18 protein-coding genes are annotated in these 18097 nt (G+C 62.8%); 9 read left to right on the top strand and 9 right to left on the bottom strand.

The window, feature by feature from the left end:
- Positions 1–4: 4 nt before the first annotated feature.
- A complete protein-coding gene (deoC, locus tag H1204_RS18000; protein WP_180732089.1) occupies positions 5–1015 on the bottom strand; it encodes a deoxyribose-phosphate aldolase in 1011 nt (336 codons plus the stop codon).
- A gap of 581 nt (positions 1016–1596) precedes the next feature.
- Between deoC and H1204_RS17995 the strand changes: the two genes are divergently transcribed.
- Both H1204_RS17995 and H1204_RS17990 read left to right on the top strand, forming a co-directional pair.
- Complete coding sequence (locus H1204_RS17995; protein ID WP_180732088.1) at positions 1597–2037, top strand: Hsp20/alpha crystallin family protein; 441 nt, start codon at positions 1597–1599, stop codon at positions 2035–2037.
- 16 nt (positions 2038–2053) lie between these two features.
- Positions 2054–2461, top strand: a complete 408-nt coding sequence (locus H1204_RS17990) for an Hsp20/alpha crystallin family protein (protein ID WP_180732087.1) — start codon at positions 2054–2056, stop codon at positions 2459–2461.
- A gap of 77 nt (positions 2462–2538) precedes the next feature.
- On the opposite strand, the gene H1204_RS17985 is transcribed toward H1204_RS17990, so the two are convergent.
- The 5 genes from H1204_RS17985 to H1204_RS17965 form a co-directional block, all read right to left on the bottom strand.
- Positions 2539–4101, bottom strand: coding sequence for a tetratricopeptide repeat-containing glycosyltransferase family protein (locus H1204_RS17985; protein WP_180732086.1), 1563 nt, complete (start codon positions 4099–4101; stop codon positions 2539–2541).
- Between the two features lie 126 nt (positions 4102–4227).
- Positions 4228–4557 (bottom strand): hypothetical protein, encoded by a 330-nt coding sequence (locus H1204_RS17980; protein WP_243468710.1) that lies wholly within the window; start codon positions 4555–4557, stop codon positions 4228–4230.
- Between the two features lie 89 nt (positions 4558–4646).
- The gene (locus tag H1204_RS17975) at positions 4647–4886 is read right to left on the bottom strand and encodes a hypothetical protein (protein ID WP_180732084.1); all 240 of its coding nucleotides are present in this window, start codon (positions 4884–4886) and stop codon (positions 4647–4649) included.
- 40 nt (positions 4887–4926) lie between these two features.
- Positions 4927–5295, bottom strand: a complete 369-nt coding sequence (locus H1204_RS17970; protein ID WP_180733205.1) for a nuclear transport factor 2 family protein — start codon at positions 5293–5295, stop codon at positions 4927–4929.
- Positions 5296–5491: 196 nt separating this feature from the next.
- Positions 5492–5746: a hypothetical protein gene (locus tag H1204_RS17965; RefSeq protein WP_180732083.1), complete on the bottom strand. Its 255-nt coding sequence runs from the start codon at positions 5744–5746 to the stop codon at positions 5492–5494.
- A 78-nt stretch (positions 5747–5824) separates the two neighbouring features.
- Here H1204_RS17965 and H1204_RS17960 point away from each other — a divergent pair, with 78 nt between their 5' ends.
- The 6 genes from H1204_RS17960 to flhC all read left to right on the top strand — a co-directional run bounded on the left by H1204_RS17960 (position 5825) and on the right by flhC (position 11145).
- Positions 5825–6730, top strand: a complete 906-nt coding sequence (locus H1204_RS17960) for a helix-turn-helix transcriptional regulator (RefSeq protein WP_180732082.1) — start codon at positions 5825–5827, stop codon at positions 6728–6730.
- A 9-nt stretch (positions 6731–6739) separates the two neighbouring features.
- Entirely contained in the window at positions 6740–7267 is a 528-nt protein-coding gene (locus H1204_RS17955; protein ID WP_180732081.1) for a GNAT family N-acetyltransferase, read from the top strand.
- A gap of 100 nt (positions 7268–7367) precedes the next feature.
- Positions 7368–8174, top strand: coding sequence for a 2OG-Fe(II) oxygenase (locus H1204_RS17950; protein ID WP_243468709.1), 807 nt, complete (start codon positions 7368–7370; stop codon positions 8172–8174).
- Positions 8175–8418: 244 nt separating this feature from the next.
- Positions 8419–9633, top strand: a complete 1215-nt coding sequence (locus H1204_RS17945) for a YeeE/YedE family protein (protein WP_180732080.1) — start codon at positions 8419–8421, stop codon at positions 9631–9633.
- Between the two features lie 547 nt (positions 9634–10180).
- On the top strand, positions 10181–10501 hold the full coding sequence (gene flhD, locus H1204_RS17940) for a flagellar transcriptional regulator FlhD (protein ID WP_054933768.1): 321 nt from the start codon (positions 10181–10183) through the stop codon (positions 10499–10501).
- A gap of 17 nt (positions 10502–10518) precedes the next feature.
- The gene (gene flhC / locus H1204_RS17935) at positions 10519–11145 is read left to right on the top strand and encodes a flagellar transcriptional regulator FlhC (protein WP_007585799.1); all 627 of its coding nucleotides are present in this window, start codon (positions 10519–10521) and stop codon (positions 11143–11145) included.
- A 100-nt stretch (positions 11146–11245) separates the two neighbouring features.
- On the opposite strand, the gene H1204_RS17930 is transcribed toward flhC, so the two are convergent.
- On the bottom strand, positions 11246–12574 hold the full coding sequence (locus H1204_RS17930) for an Nramp family divalent metal transporter (protein ID WP_180732079.1): 1329 nt from the start codon (positions 12572–12574) through the stop codon (positions 11246–11248).
- Positions 12575–12998: 424 nt separating this feature from the next.
- On the opposite strand from H1204_RS17930, the gene H1204_RS17925 reads away from it, so the two are divergent.
- A complete protein-coding gene (locus tag H1204_RS17925) occupies positions 12999–14417 on the top strand; it encodes an IS66 family transposase (protein ID WP_180732078.1) in 1419 nt (472 codons plus the stop codon).
- Between the two features lie 478 nt (positions 14418–14895).
- On the opposite strand, the gene H1204_RS17920 is transcribed toward H1204_RS17925, so the two are convergent.
- Positions 14896–16218 (bottom strand): IS4 family transposase, encoded by a 1323-nt coding sequence (locus H1204_RS17920; RefSeq protein WP_180730901.1) that lies wholly within the window; start codon positions 16216–16218, stop codon positions 14896–14898.
- Between the two features lie 310 nt (positions 16219–16528).
- Positions 16529–18085: an efflux transporter outer membrane subunit gene (locus tag H1204_RS17915; RefSeq protein WP_180732077.1), complete on the bottom strand. Its 1557-nt coding sequence runs from the start codon at positions 18083–18085 to the stop codon at positions 16529–16531.
- Positions 18086–18097 lie beyond the last annotated feature (12 nt).

The raw sequence follows: 18097 nt of genomic DNA, 5'->3' as shown, positions 1-18097 counted from the left end.
CTGCTCAGGCAACAGGGTGACGGTTGAAGGCGGAATAACGGCCAGTCGCGTAATGCTCGAGCTGGCGTTCGATATCGGCGAGAAGACTGGATGCGCCGAAGCGGAACAGTTCGGGCTCGAGCCACGCGCGGCCCAGTTCTTCTTTCATCAGGATCTGATACAGCAGCGCCGTCTTCGCGTTCGACACACCGCCCGCCGGTTTGAAGCCGATCAGGATGCCTGTGCGTGCGTGGTATTCGCGGATCATGCGCGCCATCACGAGCGACACGTCGAGCGTCGCATTGACGCCCTCCTTGCCCGTCGACGTCTTGATGAAATCGGCGCCCGCCATCATGCAGATCATCGATGCACGCGCAACGTTCGACAGCGTCTGGATATCGCCCGTCGCGAGAATCGCCTTCAGATGCGCTTCGCCGCACGCGGCGCGAAACTCGCGCACTTCGTCGTAGAGCGCCTGCCAGTTGCCTGTCAGCACGTACTCGCGTGTGACGACGATATCGATTTCCTGCGCGCCGTCGGCCACCGATGCCTCGATTTCCTTCAGCTTCAGCGGATGCGGAATCAGACCAGCGGGAAAGCCCGTCGACACCGCCGCAACGGGAATGCCGCTACCGGCGAGCGCATCGACGGCGGCCGCGACGTAGCGGTGATACACGCACACGGCGCCCGTCGTGATGGTATGCGGCGGCACGCCGAGCGCCGCGAGTATGTCGGCGCGCACCGGCTGTCGCGCCTTCGCGCACAGACGCCGCACGCGGCCTTCCGTGTCGTCGCCATTGAGCGTCGTGAGGTCGATGCAGGTGACGGCTTTCAGCAGCCATGCCGCCTGCGCATCTTTCTTGACGGTGCGGCGGGTGCCGAGCGTCGCCGTGCGCCGTTCTACCGCCGACTGATTGACGCGCAGGCCATCGAGCCACGCAAGATCGAAAGGTACGCCCGGATTACGGGCGGGATGGACGTGGGCCGTGCGCCGCAGCGCGACAACCGACGAGGACTGGGTAGGAGCTTCAGGCATAGACATCCGCAAGTTTGTGCAATGCACCGCAACGGCTGATGGTTTATTTGCATGTATCGTACATCGCTTGAGAGGATTATAACAAGCTTCGTTATGATCGTTTCCAGCACCGGTCGACGCAGAAGACCCTGCGCGTGCAGGCGGAAGGCTTATCCGGCAAGGCTTTGGGCGTAGCCGACAGCGGGCATTGGTGTTTTCACCAGGGTGTGAGCGGAAGTGCCTGGGGGCATGCGATGTCACAAACGTTGAGACAGCGCTTGCGGCGAGCCGCTGAACGTCTGCGTGTGATGCGGGAACGTGAGGATCGACGGGTTCGTCTGTGTTGGCGGCGCATGCAAGGCAAGCGCGGGACGCGCCGCGTGAACGCACTTATCTGAGGTCACGGGAAGCCCATTTCAAGGTGCCGTTTTTTGCAGAAATCGCACTTGAAAGTTTGCACAGGCTTCCTATCTATCGAGTCATCAGGGCAGCCGCTGCATCGACATGACGGCGCTGCATGTATCCATTCGTTCGTCGCGGCATGACAGGCAAACCGGCACACTCAAACCGGCGCGCCTCGCCGCTCAGAGGAGAGAGCGATCATGAGTGACTTGTATTTCGGAACCGATGTGTTCAGCGAACTCGACCGCTTGCAGCGGCACATGTCGAGCGTGTTCAACGGCTTCCCTTCGAGCCTGCGTTCGAGCCGTGCCGGCACATTCCCGAGCCTCAACATCGGCACGACTGACGAAGCAATCGAGATCGTCGCTTTCGCGCCCGGCATCGATCCTTCAAAGCTGGAACTGTCGATCGACAAGGGTCTGCTGACCATCGCAGGCGAACGTTCGGCGGCACGCCCCGCACAGGAAGAAGGCGCACGCGCCTATGCGCAAGAGCGCTTCAACGGCGCGTTCCGCCGTGTCGTCGAACTGCCGCAACAGGCCGATCCCGACAACGTGCAGGCGCGCTATGTGGATGGCTGTCTGGTGATCACGGTCGGCAAGCGCGAAGCGTCGAAGCCGCGCGCAATCACGGTTCAATAAGGGCGAGGACAACATCATGAGCGACAACACTCAAGTGACCCAGCACGACGAAAGCGCGGTAAACCGCAACGGCGCGCGCCCGCAGGAACGCCGCGTAACCCTGACGCCGCCCGTCGATATCGTCGAGGACAGCAAGGCGGTGACGCTATGGGCGGATCTGCCCGGCGTGTCGAAGGACAAGCTCGACATTCGCGTGCACGACGGCAGCCTGACCATTGAAGGTGAATCCGTCGTCCCGGCTGCATCGAATGTGCGGCTCTCACACGCCGAAGTGCGCGCGCCCTTCTTCGCGCGGCGCTTTTCGATCAGCGACGACTTCGACACGTCGAAGATCGAAGCCAACCTGAAGGATGGCGTGCTGAAGCTCGTCATTCCGCGCCGTGAGCAGGCGCAGCCGCGGCGCATCGAAGTGAAACTCGGCTAAGCGTTTTATCGATGTGAAAAAGGAGCACCCGTCATTGCTGCGGCGTGCTCCTTTTTGTCTGCGCGAAATACGTTGCGCTATGAGTGTCGAATTAGCGCGGCTCGCAAGTTCTCTATGACGTCGCTCCAGTCATTGCGCCTGGACTGACGGAACAGGCGCATGTGCGGATACCACGGACTGTCGTCGCGCTTCAGTTGCCAGCGCCAGTCGGGCGTGAACGGCAACGCGATCCATACGGGCTTGCCGAGCGCACCGGCAACATGTGCAACGGCTGTATCGACGGTGATCACGAGATCGAGTTGCGTGATCAGCGCGGCCGTCTCCGCGAAACTCGTCAGCCGGTCGGACACGTCGCGCAACACGCCGCGCGCCACGCATTCATCGAGACACGCGCGATCGGTTTCGCGCACGTCCTTCACCAGCGACACGAACTGCGCGTCCGCATCGAACAGCGGCAGGCACTGCGCGAGCGGAATAGACCGGTTGCGGTCGTTCAGATGCGTGCGGCTGCCCGACCATACGATACCCACCCGCGGCCTTGCATCGTCTTGCGGAAATACGTCTGCCCATTGCGCGGCCAGTTGCGAATCCGCATGAATGTAGGGGCTTGCAACGCTCAGATCGGCTTCGCGAATCTTCAGCGCGAACGCGAGACTGAGCATCGGAATGTGATAGTCGAACGCGGGCAGCGGCGCGGTTTCGCCGATCACTTCAGCCGCGCCGGGATAGCCGCGCAACAACGGCAGCAACGCATCCTGAACACGCACGATAACGCGCGCGCCCATCGCGCTCAGACGACCGACGAAACGGATGAACTGCACCGTATCGCCGAAACCCTGCTCGCCATGCACGAGCACCGTCTTGCCATCGAGCGGCTGCTTGCCTGTCCATAGCGTCGCCTCGGGCAAGCCGTGACTCATCGTGCCGTCGAGCCAGCGCCATTCATATTCGCGCCAGCCATGTTCGAACTCGGCTAGCAGCAGATTGGTCTGCGCGCGGTTGGTACGCGCGCCAGCGTCGCTCGCATCGATCGACACAGCCTTTTTGAACTGCTGCAACGCTTCATCGAAACGATGCAGATCGCGCAACGCGACGCCCAGATTCACATACGCGCGCACGAAATTGGGCTTCAACGCAATCGCCTGGCGATACGCGGCGAGTTCTTCGTCATAGCGCTCCATCTGCCCGAGCAGCGTGCCGCGGTTGTAGTGCACTTCTGCCGATTGCGGATAGCGCTGCGTCAACCGCGCGAGACGTTGCAGCGCGCGCTCATGGTCGCCCGTCGCGACGAGTGACATTGCCGCGCCATGCAGCGATTCCGCGTGATCTGGATACGCGGCAAGCACGCGCTCGTAAAGCGCGATGGCATCGGCATGACGTCCCGCGAGCTGGCAGATGTGCGCGGCGAAATGAAGCTGCTGCGGGTTCGTGGATGCGGGCTGCGCGGCGCGCACTGCGTAGTCGGCTGCGCGCGCGTAATCGCCCTGCTTCGCCGCGACGTAGCCAAGCGCTTCGAGTGTTTCGTGGTGGTTCGGATCGATCGACAGAATGCCGTGCAGCAGCGCTGCCGCTTCGTCGTAGTGGCCGGCGGTGAACTTCTGCTGCGCGTCAGCGAGGCTTTGAGCGATATCGTGATTCATGATGCAGCGGTTCGGCGCAACGCCGCGTCGCGCCCGGGGACGGAGGGGTCGATTGTACGCGAGCCCCTCGCCCTGCCTTCGCTTCAGCGTCTTTCAGCTGCTGTCACGTCAGCCGGCTTCGTGTCATCAAACTGACACGCGGATCTTATTGTCCTTCTGCATTTCCTCGAGCTGCTTCTGCGCTTCGAGTTCTTTCTTCATCATGTCGCGGACTTTCTGCATGACCTTCTCGCGCTCTTCGGGCGACATCTTCTTCAGGTCTTCTTCCGTGATGCCGAGCTTTGCGAGAATCATCTTCTCGATCCGCTCGCCCGTCGAACCTTTGGTGTAATCGGTCAGTTGATCGAGCGGTTCCTTGAAGCTCGGCTTGTTGCCCGCTTGCGCGCCGGAATGGCTGCCAACCGCGCTATTCGTGCTGCCCGTGCCCATCGTTCCGATGTTGTTCGTCGTTTGCATGGTCTTGCGTTCCCCGAGGTCTTGTTGAAATTCGAATCTGACATCTGCATTACGCTTGCGCAGCACTTTAGTCAGGACGAACAACGGCGTCAACGGTTCTCCGATGACATATTCGGACACAAACACCATCTGATCCAGCCGACCAGCGCGAGCAGCATGAGCCCCGCGCCGCCGAGCACCGGCTCACGCCACGCGACGAGCGCGATGAACGTGAATGCGCGGGCACCTGCGAGCAGCGCGAATCCGGCGATGGCACCCGATGCCGCATCGATGGCGTCCTGTACGCGTGCATACGCGTCGGCGTTCAAGGTGACGGCGGGCTCATGCATATCGTTCTCCTGTCTTGGTATGTGGGATGACTGTTATGCGTCAGGCTGCGCCGGGCGCTTCGTCGAGAAAGCCGGTGACGGACTGCAGCCGGCCCGCCGTATCGACGACGCCGAAGTCCGAGCCCTTCACGATCGAAGCGCCCGAGGGCGTCAGCAATTCCCACGAGAAGCGCAAGCGATTCGCGAAGCCGTCGACCTCGGTCGTGCGGCGAAACGTGTGATCTGGAAAACGTTCATGGACGGCGTGGATCATCGTGTCGATGCCGTCGTGTCCGTTGCCGGACAGAAGCGGATCGAGGTAAGCGGCATCGTTCGCCCAGGTCGCCGAAATCAGCTCGCGGCGGCGGCCGGTGTCGGTTTCGTTCCAGGCGTCGAAGTAACGGTCGATCAGTGCGGTATGCGCGTTCATCATGGATTCCTTCAGTCGATGGAGGGTCGAGAGGTCCGCCGCGTGCTGCGTGTTTGCGGCGGCCTCGGACTGAAGATTCGTCGATGAACGTACGTGAGTCGATTACGCGGGAGGTAATGATCCGGCGGCACCTGCCGCTTCAAAGCAGGCAGGTGCCGGAGAGAAAGTCATGCGGAGTGGATTCAGCGAACGCGTGCTATGCGTTCGCGGTGCTGATCTGATCGGCGAGCACACGGCCTGCGTCATACCCGGCTTCGCGCGCTTCCTCTTCGCTGTGGAACGTCGCGACGAGTTCCTGGAAGCGGCGGCTTTTTCCTGCAAGATGCGCGTCGGCGCCGTGATGGCACACATAGCCGACGTAGTGCCACAAGGTCTCCGGCACGGGCGGCCCATAGGCCGTGACGGGAAGCACCCAGACTTCCTGGCCGTTGTGCTCGATCTTGTCCCACATGTTCGCCTCCGGAACGGTCGCAAGGGACTTCAGTATGAGCGCGTTTGGCTGCGCCGGCGACGCATTACCTCGCAGGTAATGGAAATGCTCCAGGGTTTGGCTATCATCGACGCCATGAACACGCTCACTGTCACCTTGTCCGCGCCCTCGGGCGTCCCTTCGATGAGCCGCACGGTCGGCGACATGCTGCGCGACTGGCGGCAGCGGCGCCGGATGAGCCAGTTGCTGCTCGCCTCCGAAGCCGAGATTTCGACGCGCCATCTGAGCTTCGTCGAATCGGGCCGTGCGCAGCCGAGCCGCGAAATGGTCATGCATCTGGCCGAACGGCTGGACGTGCCGCTGCGGGCTCGCAATGCGCTGCTGGTCGCTGCGGGCTATGCGCCGCTCTATCGCGAGCGTCAGCTGAGCGACCCGCAACTGGGCGCGGCGCGCGAAGCGATCGATCTCGTGCTCAAGGGTCACGAGCCGTATCCCGCCGTCGCCATCGACAGGCACTGGACGATCGTCGCCGCGAACAACGCGCTCGCGCCGCTATTGACGACCGCGAAGCCCGCGCTGCTCGAAGCGCCCGTCAACGCGCTGCGCCTGTCGATGCACCCCGACGGCATCGCGTCGCAGATCGCCAACTGGCATGCGTGGCGCGCGCATCTGCTGTCGCGTCTGCAGCGCCAGGTCGACGTCAGCGCCGACCCGACGCTCGCCGCGCTCTACGACGAGCTGGCCGCCTACCCGACGCCGCCCGACGCCGAACCCGCCGACGACAGCCCCGCGTCGCCGCTCGAACAGATCGCCGTGCCGCTGCGTCTGCGCACTGAGCTTGGGGTGCTGTCGTTCTTCAGCACGACGACCGTGTTCGGCACGCCCGTCGACGTCACGCTGTCGGAACTCGCGATCGAAGCCTTCTTCCCCGCCGATCCGCAGACAGCCGACGCGCTGCGCAGGTTCGCGGACACGCGCGCGTCGTCGGACGCTGCGGGCAGCTGAGGACCGCGCATGACAAACGACATTTCGATCCGTCAACTAGGACCCGCCGACCGCGACACGTTTTTCGCGCTGCGTCTGCGCGGTTTGAAAACGCACCCCGCCGCGTTTGGCCAAAGCTATGAAGAGGCCGTCGAGCGCGGCCCGTCGCAACACGATGCGATGCTGGACGGCACGCATGCCGCATCCGGCAGCTTCCTGCTCGGCGCGTTTTCGTCGATAGACGGCGCGCTCGTCGGCACGGTCGGGCTGCTGCGCGAGACACGGCACAAGGAGCGCCACAAGGGCTATGTGATCGGCATGTACGTCGCCGATGAAGCAGCGGGACGCGGCGTCGGGCGCGCACTGCTGACGGAGCTGCTCACGCGAGCCGCGAAGATAGATGGATTGCGGCAGGTCGTCCTGCTCGTCACGAGCGCGAACGGTTCGGCTCGCGCGCTGTACGAATCGCTTGGGTTTCGCGTGTATGGGACCGAGCCGGACGCGCTATGCATCGACGGCGTGTTTCACGACGCCGATCTGATGGTGCAGTTCGTCTGAGCACGCGGCGAATGAGAGAGCAAGTCCCGGAGTGTGCAAGCGGCGCCGCTTGCGTAGAGTGGATGGCATCGATAAAGCCAAAGCCGCTACGGAGCCGCTCATGCAAGATTTCGCATTCGACACGCAAGCCACGCTGTTCAACGGCGATGAAGCACCGCGCAAAGACGGGCGTGGGCCAGTGCCCGCGATCGCCACGCCGCAGTCCATCGAACGACGCGTTGATGCGATCGACTGGACGCATGCTTCAGCCGAACTCGACGCGCACGGCTGCGCAACGCTCGATGGCCTGCTGAGCGTCGAAGCATGCGACGCCCTAAGCGCGCTCTATTCGCGCGACGACCTGTATCGCAGCCGCGTCGTGATGGCGCGGCATGGCTTCGGGCGCGGCGAGTACAAATACTTCGACTACCCGCTTCCCGATGTGGTCGGCGCGTTGCGCACAGCCGTCTATCCGCATCTCGCGCCGCTTGCGAATGCGTGGAACGCAGCCATGCGAATCGACGTGCGGTTTCCGCCGACGCACGCCGCTTTTCTGCGCCGCTGTCATCAGGCGGGGCAATTGCGTCCGACGCCGCTGGTCCTCCAATACGCGGCTGGCGATTACAACTGCCTGCATCAGGACCTGTATGGCGAGCACGTTTTTCCTTTACAGCTCGCGATCCTGCTGTCCGAACCCGGCAAGGATTTCACTGGCGGTGAGTTCGTTCTGACGGAGCAGCGTCCGCGCATGCAGTCGCGCGCGGAAGTCGTGCCGCTGCGCAAGGGCGACGCGGTGATCTTCGCCGTGCATCACCGGCCCGTGCAGGGCGCGCGCGGCGCGTATCGGGTGAACATGCGGCACGGCGTGAGCCGCTTGCGCTCGGGGCATCGGCATACGCTTGGGGTGATTTTTCACGACGCAAAATAGGTCTGACGACTCCGCGGCGCGCATCGAACGCGCTGCGGACCGCCGCGCGACAGGTGACCAGCAAGCGCGCCACGCCCGGCAACATCCATCACGACGTGCTATGTTGTTTGACAGGCTTCCGGTTGCGAATCCGCCCCCGAAGCCGCATATCTTCACCATCCGTATCGCGGATACGCACGCACGGCACACTCCGTCGCCGTGCTCATGCGCTCCGCACCACTCACACGCTCGCACACCGTTCGTCATGTCCGATCTCGCCACACCGCTTCCGCGCCGCTTCGACATCAATCCGAAGCCGCTTGCCTTCTCGCTCCTTCTGATCGCGCTCGGCGCGGTCTATCTCGCGCAAACCGTCAGCGGCAGGCAGGCGGCGCTCTATGTGGTCGGCGCGCTGCTCGGCATGTCGCTGTATCACGCGGCGTTCGGCTTCACGTCCGCGTGGCGCGTGTTCATCGCCGATGGCCGCGGCGCCGGCCTGCGCGCGCAAATGCTGATGCTCGGCATCGGCGTGTTGCTGTTCTTTCCAGCGTTGTCGGCGGGTTCGCTGTTCGGCCATCCCGTCGCGGGGCTGGTGTCGCCCGCAGGCACGTCGGTGATCGTCGGCGCGTTCATGTTCGGGGTCGGCATGCAGCTCGGCGGCGGCTGCGCGTCGGGCACGCTGTACACCGTCGGCGGCGGCAGCACACGGATGCTGGTGACACTCGCCGCGTTCATCGTGGGCTCGGTGATCGCCACCGCGCATATGCCGTTCTGGACCGCGCTGCCGTCGCTCAAACCGACTTCGCTTGTTACAACTCTGGGCGCCAGTTGGGCGATCGCGGTCAATCTCGCCGTGTTCGCGGCGATTGCCGCGCTGACGGTCGTCATCGAAAAGCGCCGTCACGGGCGCCTCGTCGACGACGCACCGCGCGCCGCCAACGCATCGCCGTGGCTGCACGGACCGTGGCCGCTGTTCGCTGGCGCAGTCGCGCTCGCGCTGCTCAACTTCGCGACGCTCGCGCTGTCGGGCCGTCCGTGGGGCGTGACTTCGGCCTTTGCGCTCTGGGGCGCGAAGCTCTTCTCGCTGGCGGGCATCGACGTCGCCAGCTGGCCTTACTGGAGTTCTCACACCAATGCCACGGCCCTGGCATCGTCCGTTACACGCGATGTCACGAGCGTAATGGATGCGGGCATCGTGCTCGGCGCGATGTCTGCGGCCGCTTTGGCGGGCCGCTACGCGCCTCTGTGGCGCGTGCCCATGCGATCCCTCATCGCCGCCGTCGTGGGCGGCCTGATGCTCGGCTACGGCGCCCGGCTGGCCTATGGTTGTAACATCGGCGCGTATTTCAGCGGCATCGTGTCAGGCAGCCTGCATGGCTGGCTGTGGCTCGTCGCCGCGTTTGCCGGCAACGTCATCGGGACGCGGCTGCGCCCCCTTTTCGGACTGGAAGTCGAGCGTATCCGCCAAACCGGCTGCTGAGCCGTTACAAACTCCGGCCGGGTCTGTAACAACTTCGGCGGCACTCGTTACACTTTCTTCCCTGTTTGTAACTCTTTTTCGTTACATCTCGGGTTATCCCTCATCCGCTAACCGGCAGCGTATTTTTTACCTGCCGGTTTTTTGTTTTCTTTCTCACGGCTTTCCGAACTCATATGATTTTCGCATAAGCCAGGTTGCATGCGTTAATCGGAAAGTCTTGCTTGAGACCTTATCTGATAAGGGTTTAGCCGGAGCCCGTTGCAAACGTTTTCCGCCTGCCTGGGGATTATGACGCCGCCGTGAAAGAGTTACCGAAACGACTGTTGTTTTGTCGTATCTTTTTTTTGAGAAAGGTATTGATTTCTGGAAATCCTGTTCATACAATTCCGCCCAAGCTGTTACGAAATGTAACGGGTTGTATCAAAGGTTGGCCGGTTGTATCTGTGCACCAACTTGACGCCGGAAATCTTCAGTGTCCGGCGGGGCATAAGACCAAAACGGCAGAAAATGCCGACATAAGTAATTCGGGGCTTCGGAAACAGAGAAAATGGACCGTAGCAGCGAGACGCTGGATTCAATCCGCGAAATCAACTTGTCTTACATCATGCTCGCACAACGCATGTTGCGCGAGGACAAGGCAGTCGGGATGTTCCGCCTGGGCTTGTCGTCGGAGCTGGCTGATATTCTTGCCGGGCTGTCGCTCGCGCAGATCGTCAAGCTGGCCAGCTCCGATCAGCTTTTGTGCTTCTTCCGCTTCAACGACCACACAATGCTGGCGGCGTTGACGCACACGTCCCGTCACGCGGAAGTGGCATCGACGCATGCCGCGATCCTGCTGGCAGGACAGCCCGCAGAGCAGTTCGCTTAAGACCGGAGAGGACTGCCATGCTGAAAAAGAGCCTTACCGAAGACGCGCAGGAAGTGTTCCGCGCGATCGCACTGATTGAACTGGGCGCGCGCATGCAGGTGCTCGAAAGCGAGCTGACGCTGTCGCGCGACCGGATGATCCGCCTGTACCGCGAGGTCAAGGGCGTATCGCCGCCGAAGGGCATGCTGCCGTTCTCGGCGGACTGGTACATGACGTGGCTCGCGAACATCCACGCATCGCTCTTCTACAACACGTACCTGTTCCTGAAGAACGAAGCGCGCTGCTCGCATCTGGACGCGCTGACCAAGGGTTATCGCCTGTATCTGGAGCATTGCCGTCATAGCGAGACCGAGCCGGTGCTCGATCTGACGCGTGCATGGACGCTCGTGCGTTTCTTCGACGCCGAGATCCTGCAACTGACGCCCTGCTGCCGTTGCAGCGGCAAGTTCGTCGCGCACAAGCACGACCTGCAGCACAACGTCGTGTGCGGCGCCTGCCAGCCGCCGTCGCGCGCGGGCAAGACGAAGAAGGCCGCCGCCGCGAAGCGCGAGGCGGAGAAGGACATCGTATCCGTGCCGCAAGTCGCGGAAGAAATCGAAGTACTCGAAGAACAGATGCTCGAGGAAACTGCGTTGGCGGCCTAGCGCCGCGCATCGCTCAGTCCATCCGAAGCTACGCATTATTTTGAAGCCGGTCTCGCGAGACCGGCTTTTTTTCGTCCGCGTTTTACGCATGCTTTAAAGCTCAGCCTGCGAAGCCGAACGTCTGCACGACCAGCCAGATATTCGCCACGCTGATCACGACGAACAGCGACCACGCGATAATGCGCGTCGGCAGCCGGTTCGTGAATTCACCCATCAGCGCGCGGTCGTTCGTCATGCGGATCAGCGGATAGAGCGCGAACGGCAATTGCAAACTCAGCACCACCTGACTCGCGACGAGCAACTGGCCGACGGCGCCGTTGCCGAGCATCTGCACGCCGACCAGCGCGGGAATCAACGCGAGCGCGCGCGTGATGAAGCGCCGCTGGTAGCACGGAATCTTCAGTTGCAGAAAGCCTTCCATGATGACCTGCCCGGCCACCGTGCCCGTGAACGTCGAGCTTTGCCCCGACGCCAGCAGTGTGATCGCGAACAGCACAGCTGCGAAACCCGTGCCGACGATGGGCGCGAGCAGCCGGTAGGCGTCCTCGATTTCGGTGACCTGGGTGTGCCCCGTCGAATGGAACGCGGCGGCCGCGAGAATCAGGATCGCCGCGTTGATCAGCAGCGCGAGAAAGAGCGCGACGATCGTGTCGATACGCGACAGCGAGATCGCACCCGCGATGCCCTCGCGGTCGCGCTTGATCGCGCGCGTCTGCACGATCGACGAATGCAGATACAGGTTATGCGGCATCACCGTCGCGCCGAGAATGCCGATCGCGAGATACAGCGGCTCGCGTTCGCTGATGGCTTGCCACGACGGCACGAGCCCCGCCGCGACGGACGGCCAGTGCGGATGAACCAGCGCCAGTTCGATGACGTATCCGAAGCCGATCGTCGCGACCAGCCCGAGCATGATTGCTTCGAGGTCGCGGAAATTCTTGCCCTTCAGGCCGAGCACGATCAGCGTGTCGAACGCGGTGAGGATCACACCGACCGTCAGCGAGCATTTGAACAGCAGATGAAACGCGAGCGCGCCGCCCAGCACTTCGGCGAGATCGCAGGCGATGATCGACAGTTCGGCGAGCAGCCATTGAATACGCGCGATACCCGGAGAGTAACGCGTGCGCGACAACTCCGCGAGATTGCGGCCCGTCACGATGCCAAGGCGCATGCTGAGACACTGCAGCACCATTGCCGCGAGGCTCGACAGCACCACGACGAACAGCAGGCTATAACCGTAGCGCGAGCCGGCTTCGATGTCGGTGGCCCAGTTGCCCGGGTCCATGTAACCGATCGACACCAACAGGCCGGGGCCTGCGAACTGAAGGATTTTTTTCCAGAATGGCGCGGACTGCGTGACGGTGACGGTGCCCTGCACCTCGGATGGGCAGAACGGCGCGGTAGCTGTGGTTGGAAGTTTGAACTGCAAAGCCGGTGACCTCGAGGTGGGTGAACTCGCAGTGCGATAGATGGTTCGCTGCCGCGAAACTGGTTCTGGTTCGCTGCCGCGAAACGGCTTCAAGTGTACAAAGAAATATGGGGACGTGTCCTCGGAGGGGCGTGCAGGGGTGCACGCGGTGGGCGGTGTGTTTGCTGTCTTTGCGCTGGCATCCGCGGTTTGGGTTGGGGCTTCACGCGTTGCCGTTTGGTGTTTTGGCCTTTGCGCTGGCATCCGCGATTTGGTTTGGTGCTTGACGCGCTGCCGTTTGGTGTTTTGGCCTTTGCGCTGGCATCCGCGATTCGTTAGCGTGCTTCAAGCGTCGCCCCTGTGCGGGGCGGCACCTACTTTTCTTTGCCGCCGCGTAACTATTCAGCGCTTGTAAACTGCTACCAGGCTGTGCATAGTGAGGGACATGACGAAGATGCCCGACCTCAAGGACCTGACACCGGAGCAGAAGGACGCACTCATCGTTGATCTGGTGAGGCGTCTGAACGAGCTCGAGGCAAAGCTTGAGAAGGACAGTCATAACTCCAGCAAGCCGCCGTCAAGCGATGGTCCAAGGCGCAAGCCGAAGTCATTGCGCGGCACGAGCGGGGCCAGGCCTGGCGCGCAACCGGGGCACAAGGGCAAGACGCTCAAACGCGTCGCGCAACCCGATCACATCGAGATTCACCCGGTGGCGCTGGTGTGCGATGCATGTGGCCAACGCATCGCAGCAGCCCGCGTGGCCGTGTTGCCCGAAGGCCGTCAGGTGATCGATTTGCCACCCACGCGCTTTGAGGTGACCGAGCATCGCGTGCAGATCGCGCAGTGCCGCTGCGGCAAGCATCACTCGGGCGCATTTCCCAAGGGCGTGAGCCAGGCGGTTCAGTACGGCCCCCAGATTCGCGCCGCAGCCGTCTATCTGACGCAATACCAGCAGTTGCCGGTTGCGCGCACCGCCCAGGCGCTGAAGGACCTGTTTGGTCTGCATGTGGTTACGGGAACCGTCCAGCACAGCATTGATCAGGCCGCGCAGTTACTGGTGCCAGCCGTTGAGCAGATCCGGCAGGCGCTACGCGGGCAACCCGTGGTGCATTTCGATGAGAGCTGCATGCGCGTGGGGCGCGAGTCCCGCTGGCTGCATGTCGCCTCGACGCACGCGTTGAGCTGGTATGGCGCGCACCGCAAGCGCGGCAGCGAGGCGCTGGACAGCTTCGGCATTCTTCCCGGCTTTAGGGGAGTCGCGGTCCATGACGGCTGGCGGCCGTATGCCGGCTATGAGTGTGAGCATGCGCTGTGCAATGCTCATCATCTGCGCGAACTGGTGTTTGTCCTGGAGTCCACGCAGCAACGCTGGGCCCAGCAGATGATTGACCTGCTTTGCCAGGCAAAGCGCGAGGTCGACCTCAGTCAGGCTGCAGGAAACACCTCGCTGAGTCAGGCGCGCCAACGCTATTACACACGGCGCAGCCGCGCCCTGATCGCCCAGGCACGCAAGCTCAATCCGCAGCAGGCACGTGAGTCCGGGCGCCGGGAACGCCGCGGCAGGATCAGGCAAAGCTTTACCTGCAACCTGCTCACACGGCTTCACAAGTATGCCGATGAGGTGTGGCGTTTCATTGCCGATCACCGCGTACCGTTCGACAACAACCAGGCCGAACGCGATATCCGCATGCCCAAACTCAAACAGAAGATCTCCGGGTGCTTCCGCTCGGAATCGGGTATGGAGGCGTTCTGCACGATCCGCTCCTACCTTGCCACCTTACGCAAGCAGAGCCGTTCGCTGATCGACGCGCTCGCCCTGGCCTTTACAGGAGTCGTCGTTTCGCCTCTGGTTACCGCTGAATAGTTACGCCGCCGCAAAGAAAAGTAGGCAAAAGAAAGCGGCTAACACCGCCAACATTTCTTCTTGCCTGAGGGCCCCCAAAGGGTCTTACGCCTCACACGGCAACGTCCTTGTTCGCGCGTGTTGCCAACGCTTCGAATAAGCGCCTCACCCACTTCAAACACCTGCACAACGGCTAGCGGCAGCGAATGGTATGTGCCGCCCAGGTGGCAAACTGTGTGTAGGTTGTCGCGTCGTACAGCGTGGCGCTCTTAAGGAGTGGGACGCGTGCGCTATCGGTCCGGAGTGAGGCGTGTGTGGCGCTACGGCCTACACACAGTTTGCCACCTGGGCGGCCGTGGAATATCCGGCACGGCGTGCGGCGACGCGGGCGCGTGAAGCGGGTGCGGCGCACCGCAAGAGCGTTGGCAACGGACATGGGTCACGTGGTTGCCGTGTGAAGTGTAAGAACCTTTGAGGGCCAGCCCTTTCAAGGTCTTGATCAAGATGTCCCGCCTTTGGCGCGTTTAAGCAGGCGAGCGGTACTGTGATGGGCGCGGGCTACCGCACCTTCGACATAGGGTGCGGGTTTGCGGGTCTTGGGGCCACGCGTGCGTGTGCGCACCTGAATCGGGTCGACGCAGCGGGCCAGCTCGAGCAGTTTGCCGGCAATCACGTCGGGCGTGGCATCGCTCCAGTGCGACCATTCATTTGGCGGCAGCGCGATGAGCATGCCCTCATACTGGCTGCGAATCTGCACGGCGAGGTAGTACGTCGAGACGTCTGGCGGCGCTGCACCTGTTTCATCGGCGGCAGCATGCGCAGCTTCAACACTGCGCTTGAGCGTGGCCAGCACGTTGTACGCCAGCACCGCGACGGTAAAGCCCAGCAGCGCGGCACGTGGATGACCCAAGGTGCGGATCTCGCTGTGCAGGACCGACTCGAGTCGCTGGAACATGCCCTCGATACGCCAGCGCTTGCGGTACAGCCGGGCAATCTCGTGTGCGCCCACCGCGGCAGGCAGGTTGCTCCACAACAGAATCACGGTATCGCCTGCATCAGTCGGCTTGTCCAGCGTCAGCTCGATGCGACGCCAGACGAAGCCAGCCTTCAGGTCAATGCGTTGCTCTCGCACCTGACCTGTCTCGATACGTGCACCGTCCACCCATGGCCCACTGCTGGCAAGCGCCGGGCTGTTGCGGCCGTGTTCGCGCACGATGAAGCAGGCCTGTGCCTGATGCCAGCCCTGCAGGATGGTCCCGGTGCAGAAGTTCCGGTCAGCCAGCCACAATTCGCCCGCGCCGGCACATTCAATCAGCGGGGCCATGGCCGAGCGCTCCTGCGCGTGCGCATCCTCGATGGCGACCAGATCTGTGACCAGACCCAGATCCGGCTCGTAGACCACCAGCGCGTGCCCCGGCAACGCCGCGCCACGCTGCTCGCGCAACGCCGCCAGCCGTTTCTCACTGGCCGGCAGGTGATTGCCATCAAGCACCCGCACACGCCAGCCGGGCAGGCTGGGCTGGCATGGCAACGCCGCCAGCACCGGCCCCAGACGCTGTGCGCTGCCCTGTACCAGGGCACGCAGGATCGCGGGTTCGGTGCGGTTGACCTTCTCGTAGAGCGCGGCCAGCGACACCGGCAGGGGCTTCGTCTGTGTCGCTGCAGCGTGCAGCGACGGACTCAGTCCCAGCGACACCAGCGTCATCAGTTCAACCACCGTCGAGAACAGCAATTCACGTGGATATTGCCGCTGCCGGTGCTCGGCGAACACCTCGTCGATCCATTGCGGCGCGATGGCTCTCTGCAGTGCCAGGCGTGCCATCACGCATACCGGTGCCTGCTGCTCGAAACGCTTCATCACCTCGTCGAACATCCCTTCGTACCCGTCGTTCCTTAACATCTCGCCAGGTTACCAGGTTTGCAGCGCAAAGACCTTGAAAGGGCTGCCTTTGAGGGCCCTCAGGCAAACACAAGAACTGGCGGTGTGAGCCGCTTTCTTTTGCCTACTTTTCTTTGCGGCGGCAAAGAAAAGTAGGTGCCGCCCCGCACAGGGGCGACGCTTGAAGCTAGATAACAAAACGCGGATGCCAGCGCAAAGCCATAACGCGGACGCCTGCGCAGCAAAAAAAAACCTACTGCTTCGCCACTTGCTGCGCTTGCGCGCCGTCGGCGCTACCGACATCCACCTTCACATCACCCCACCCACCCCCGAGCGCACGAATCAGATTAACCGTCGCAACCGCCTGCGTGCCGGCAAGATGACTCAGCTGCAACTGCGACTGCAACGTCTGCCGTTGCGCATCAATCACATCGAGATACGCAACCTGCCCTTCCTGATACTGCGTCTGCGACAAATGCTCCGCCCGCTTCGACGCGTTGACAGCATCGTTCTGCTCACGCGTCTGATCCCCAAGCAAACGCAGATCGGACAAGTTGTCCTCAACTTCACGAAACGCCACGAGCACCTGCTGACGATACTGCGCCACATCCTCGTCATACTTCGCGCGCGCATTCGCGAGATTCGCCTTGCGTCGTCCACCGTCGAAGAGCGGCACCGTCAGCGCCGTCCCCGCAAACGGACCGAGCAGGAACGCGCGGCTCGACCACTGGAACAGATCGCCGAGCGTCGTCGACTCGTAGCCAAACGCACCCGTGATGTCGAGCTTCGGGAAGAACGCAGACTTGGCAAGGCCGATCCGCGCATTTGCGCCCGCCATCGCGCGCTCCGCCGCTGCGATATCCGGCCGACGCTCGAGCAGCGCCGACGGTAATCCAGCAGGCACGCGCGCCGTCACAGGCGCAAGCGGCGTCTCGGGGAACGAGAAGTCCGCAGGCGCCTTGCCGAGCAAAATCGCGAGGCTGTGCTCGGACGCCGCGCGCTGACGCGCCACGCCGACGGCATCGGCGCGCGCCGTCGCCAGTTCATTGCGGGCGCGCGATACATCGAGCTCGTTGATGTCGCCTTCGTTGAAGCGGCGCTCGACGAGTTTCAACGCGTCCTCACGCAACGTCACCGTCTGACGATACAAACTCAACTGTGTGTCGAACTCGCGCAACTGAAAGTAGTTCTGCGCGACGTCCGCCTGCAACGCGAGCTGTACCGAGCGGAACAATGCTTCGCTCTGCGCCTGGTCGGCGCGCGCCGCATTCACATTCGAACTGACGCGGCCAAACAGATCGACTTCATACGAAGCCGTCACCTGTGCGCGCCACAGCGTCTGCGTCGGCACATGCGCGTCGTTCGGCAGGAACTGCGAAGCGGGCGACAGACGCTCGCGCGTCGGCCCGAAGCCCGCATCGAAAGACGGGAACCAGTCGGCCCGCGCCTGCTGCGTCAGCGCACGCGACTCCTGCACGCGCGCCGCAGCTGCCTTCAGGTTCTGGTTCGCATCAGCGGCCTGCTTTTCCAGATCATTGAGCGTCGAATCGCCAAAAATCGTCCACCATTCGCCGCGATGCGCGTCTTCGGCAGGCTCAGCCGTCTTCCACGTGCCAGCTTCGCTCGCCGATAGCGGCGCATTCGCCGCGTCCGTCGTCGAAGCCGACACGGGCGCTTCCTTGAACGCCGCGGGCGTCGCGGCATCGGGGCGCTTGTACGTCGGCTCGACCGAGCACGCCGCGAGCAGCAACATCAGCAGCGCGCTTGCCGCCGCGCGACCCAGGCCGCTCATCTGTTCAAATTTTTTCATTGTCATTTTCTC

Source organism: Paraburkholderia sp. PGU19, from assembly GCF_013426915.1.
In the GTDB taxonomy this organism is placed as follows: domain Bacteria; phylum Pseudomonadota; class Gammaproteobacteria; order Burkholderiales; family Burkholderiaceae; genus Paraburkholderia.
Note: the sequence above shows the minus strand (reverse complement) of the source record. Positions and strands in the feature narration are given on the sequence as shown.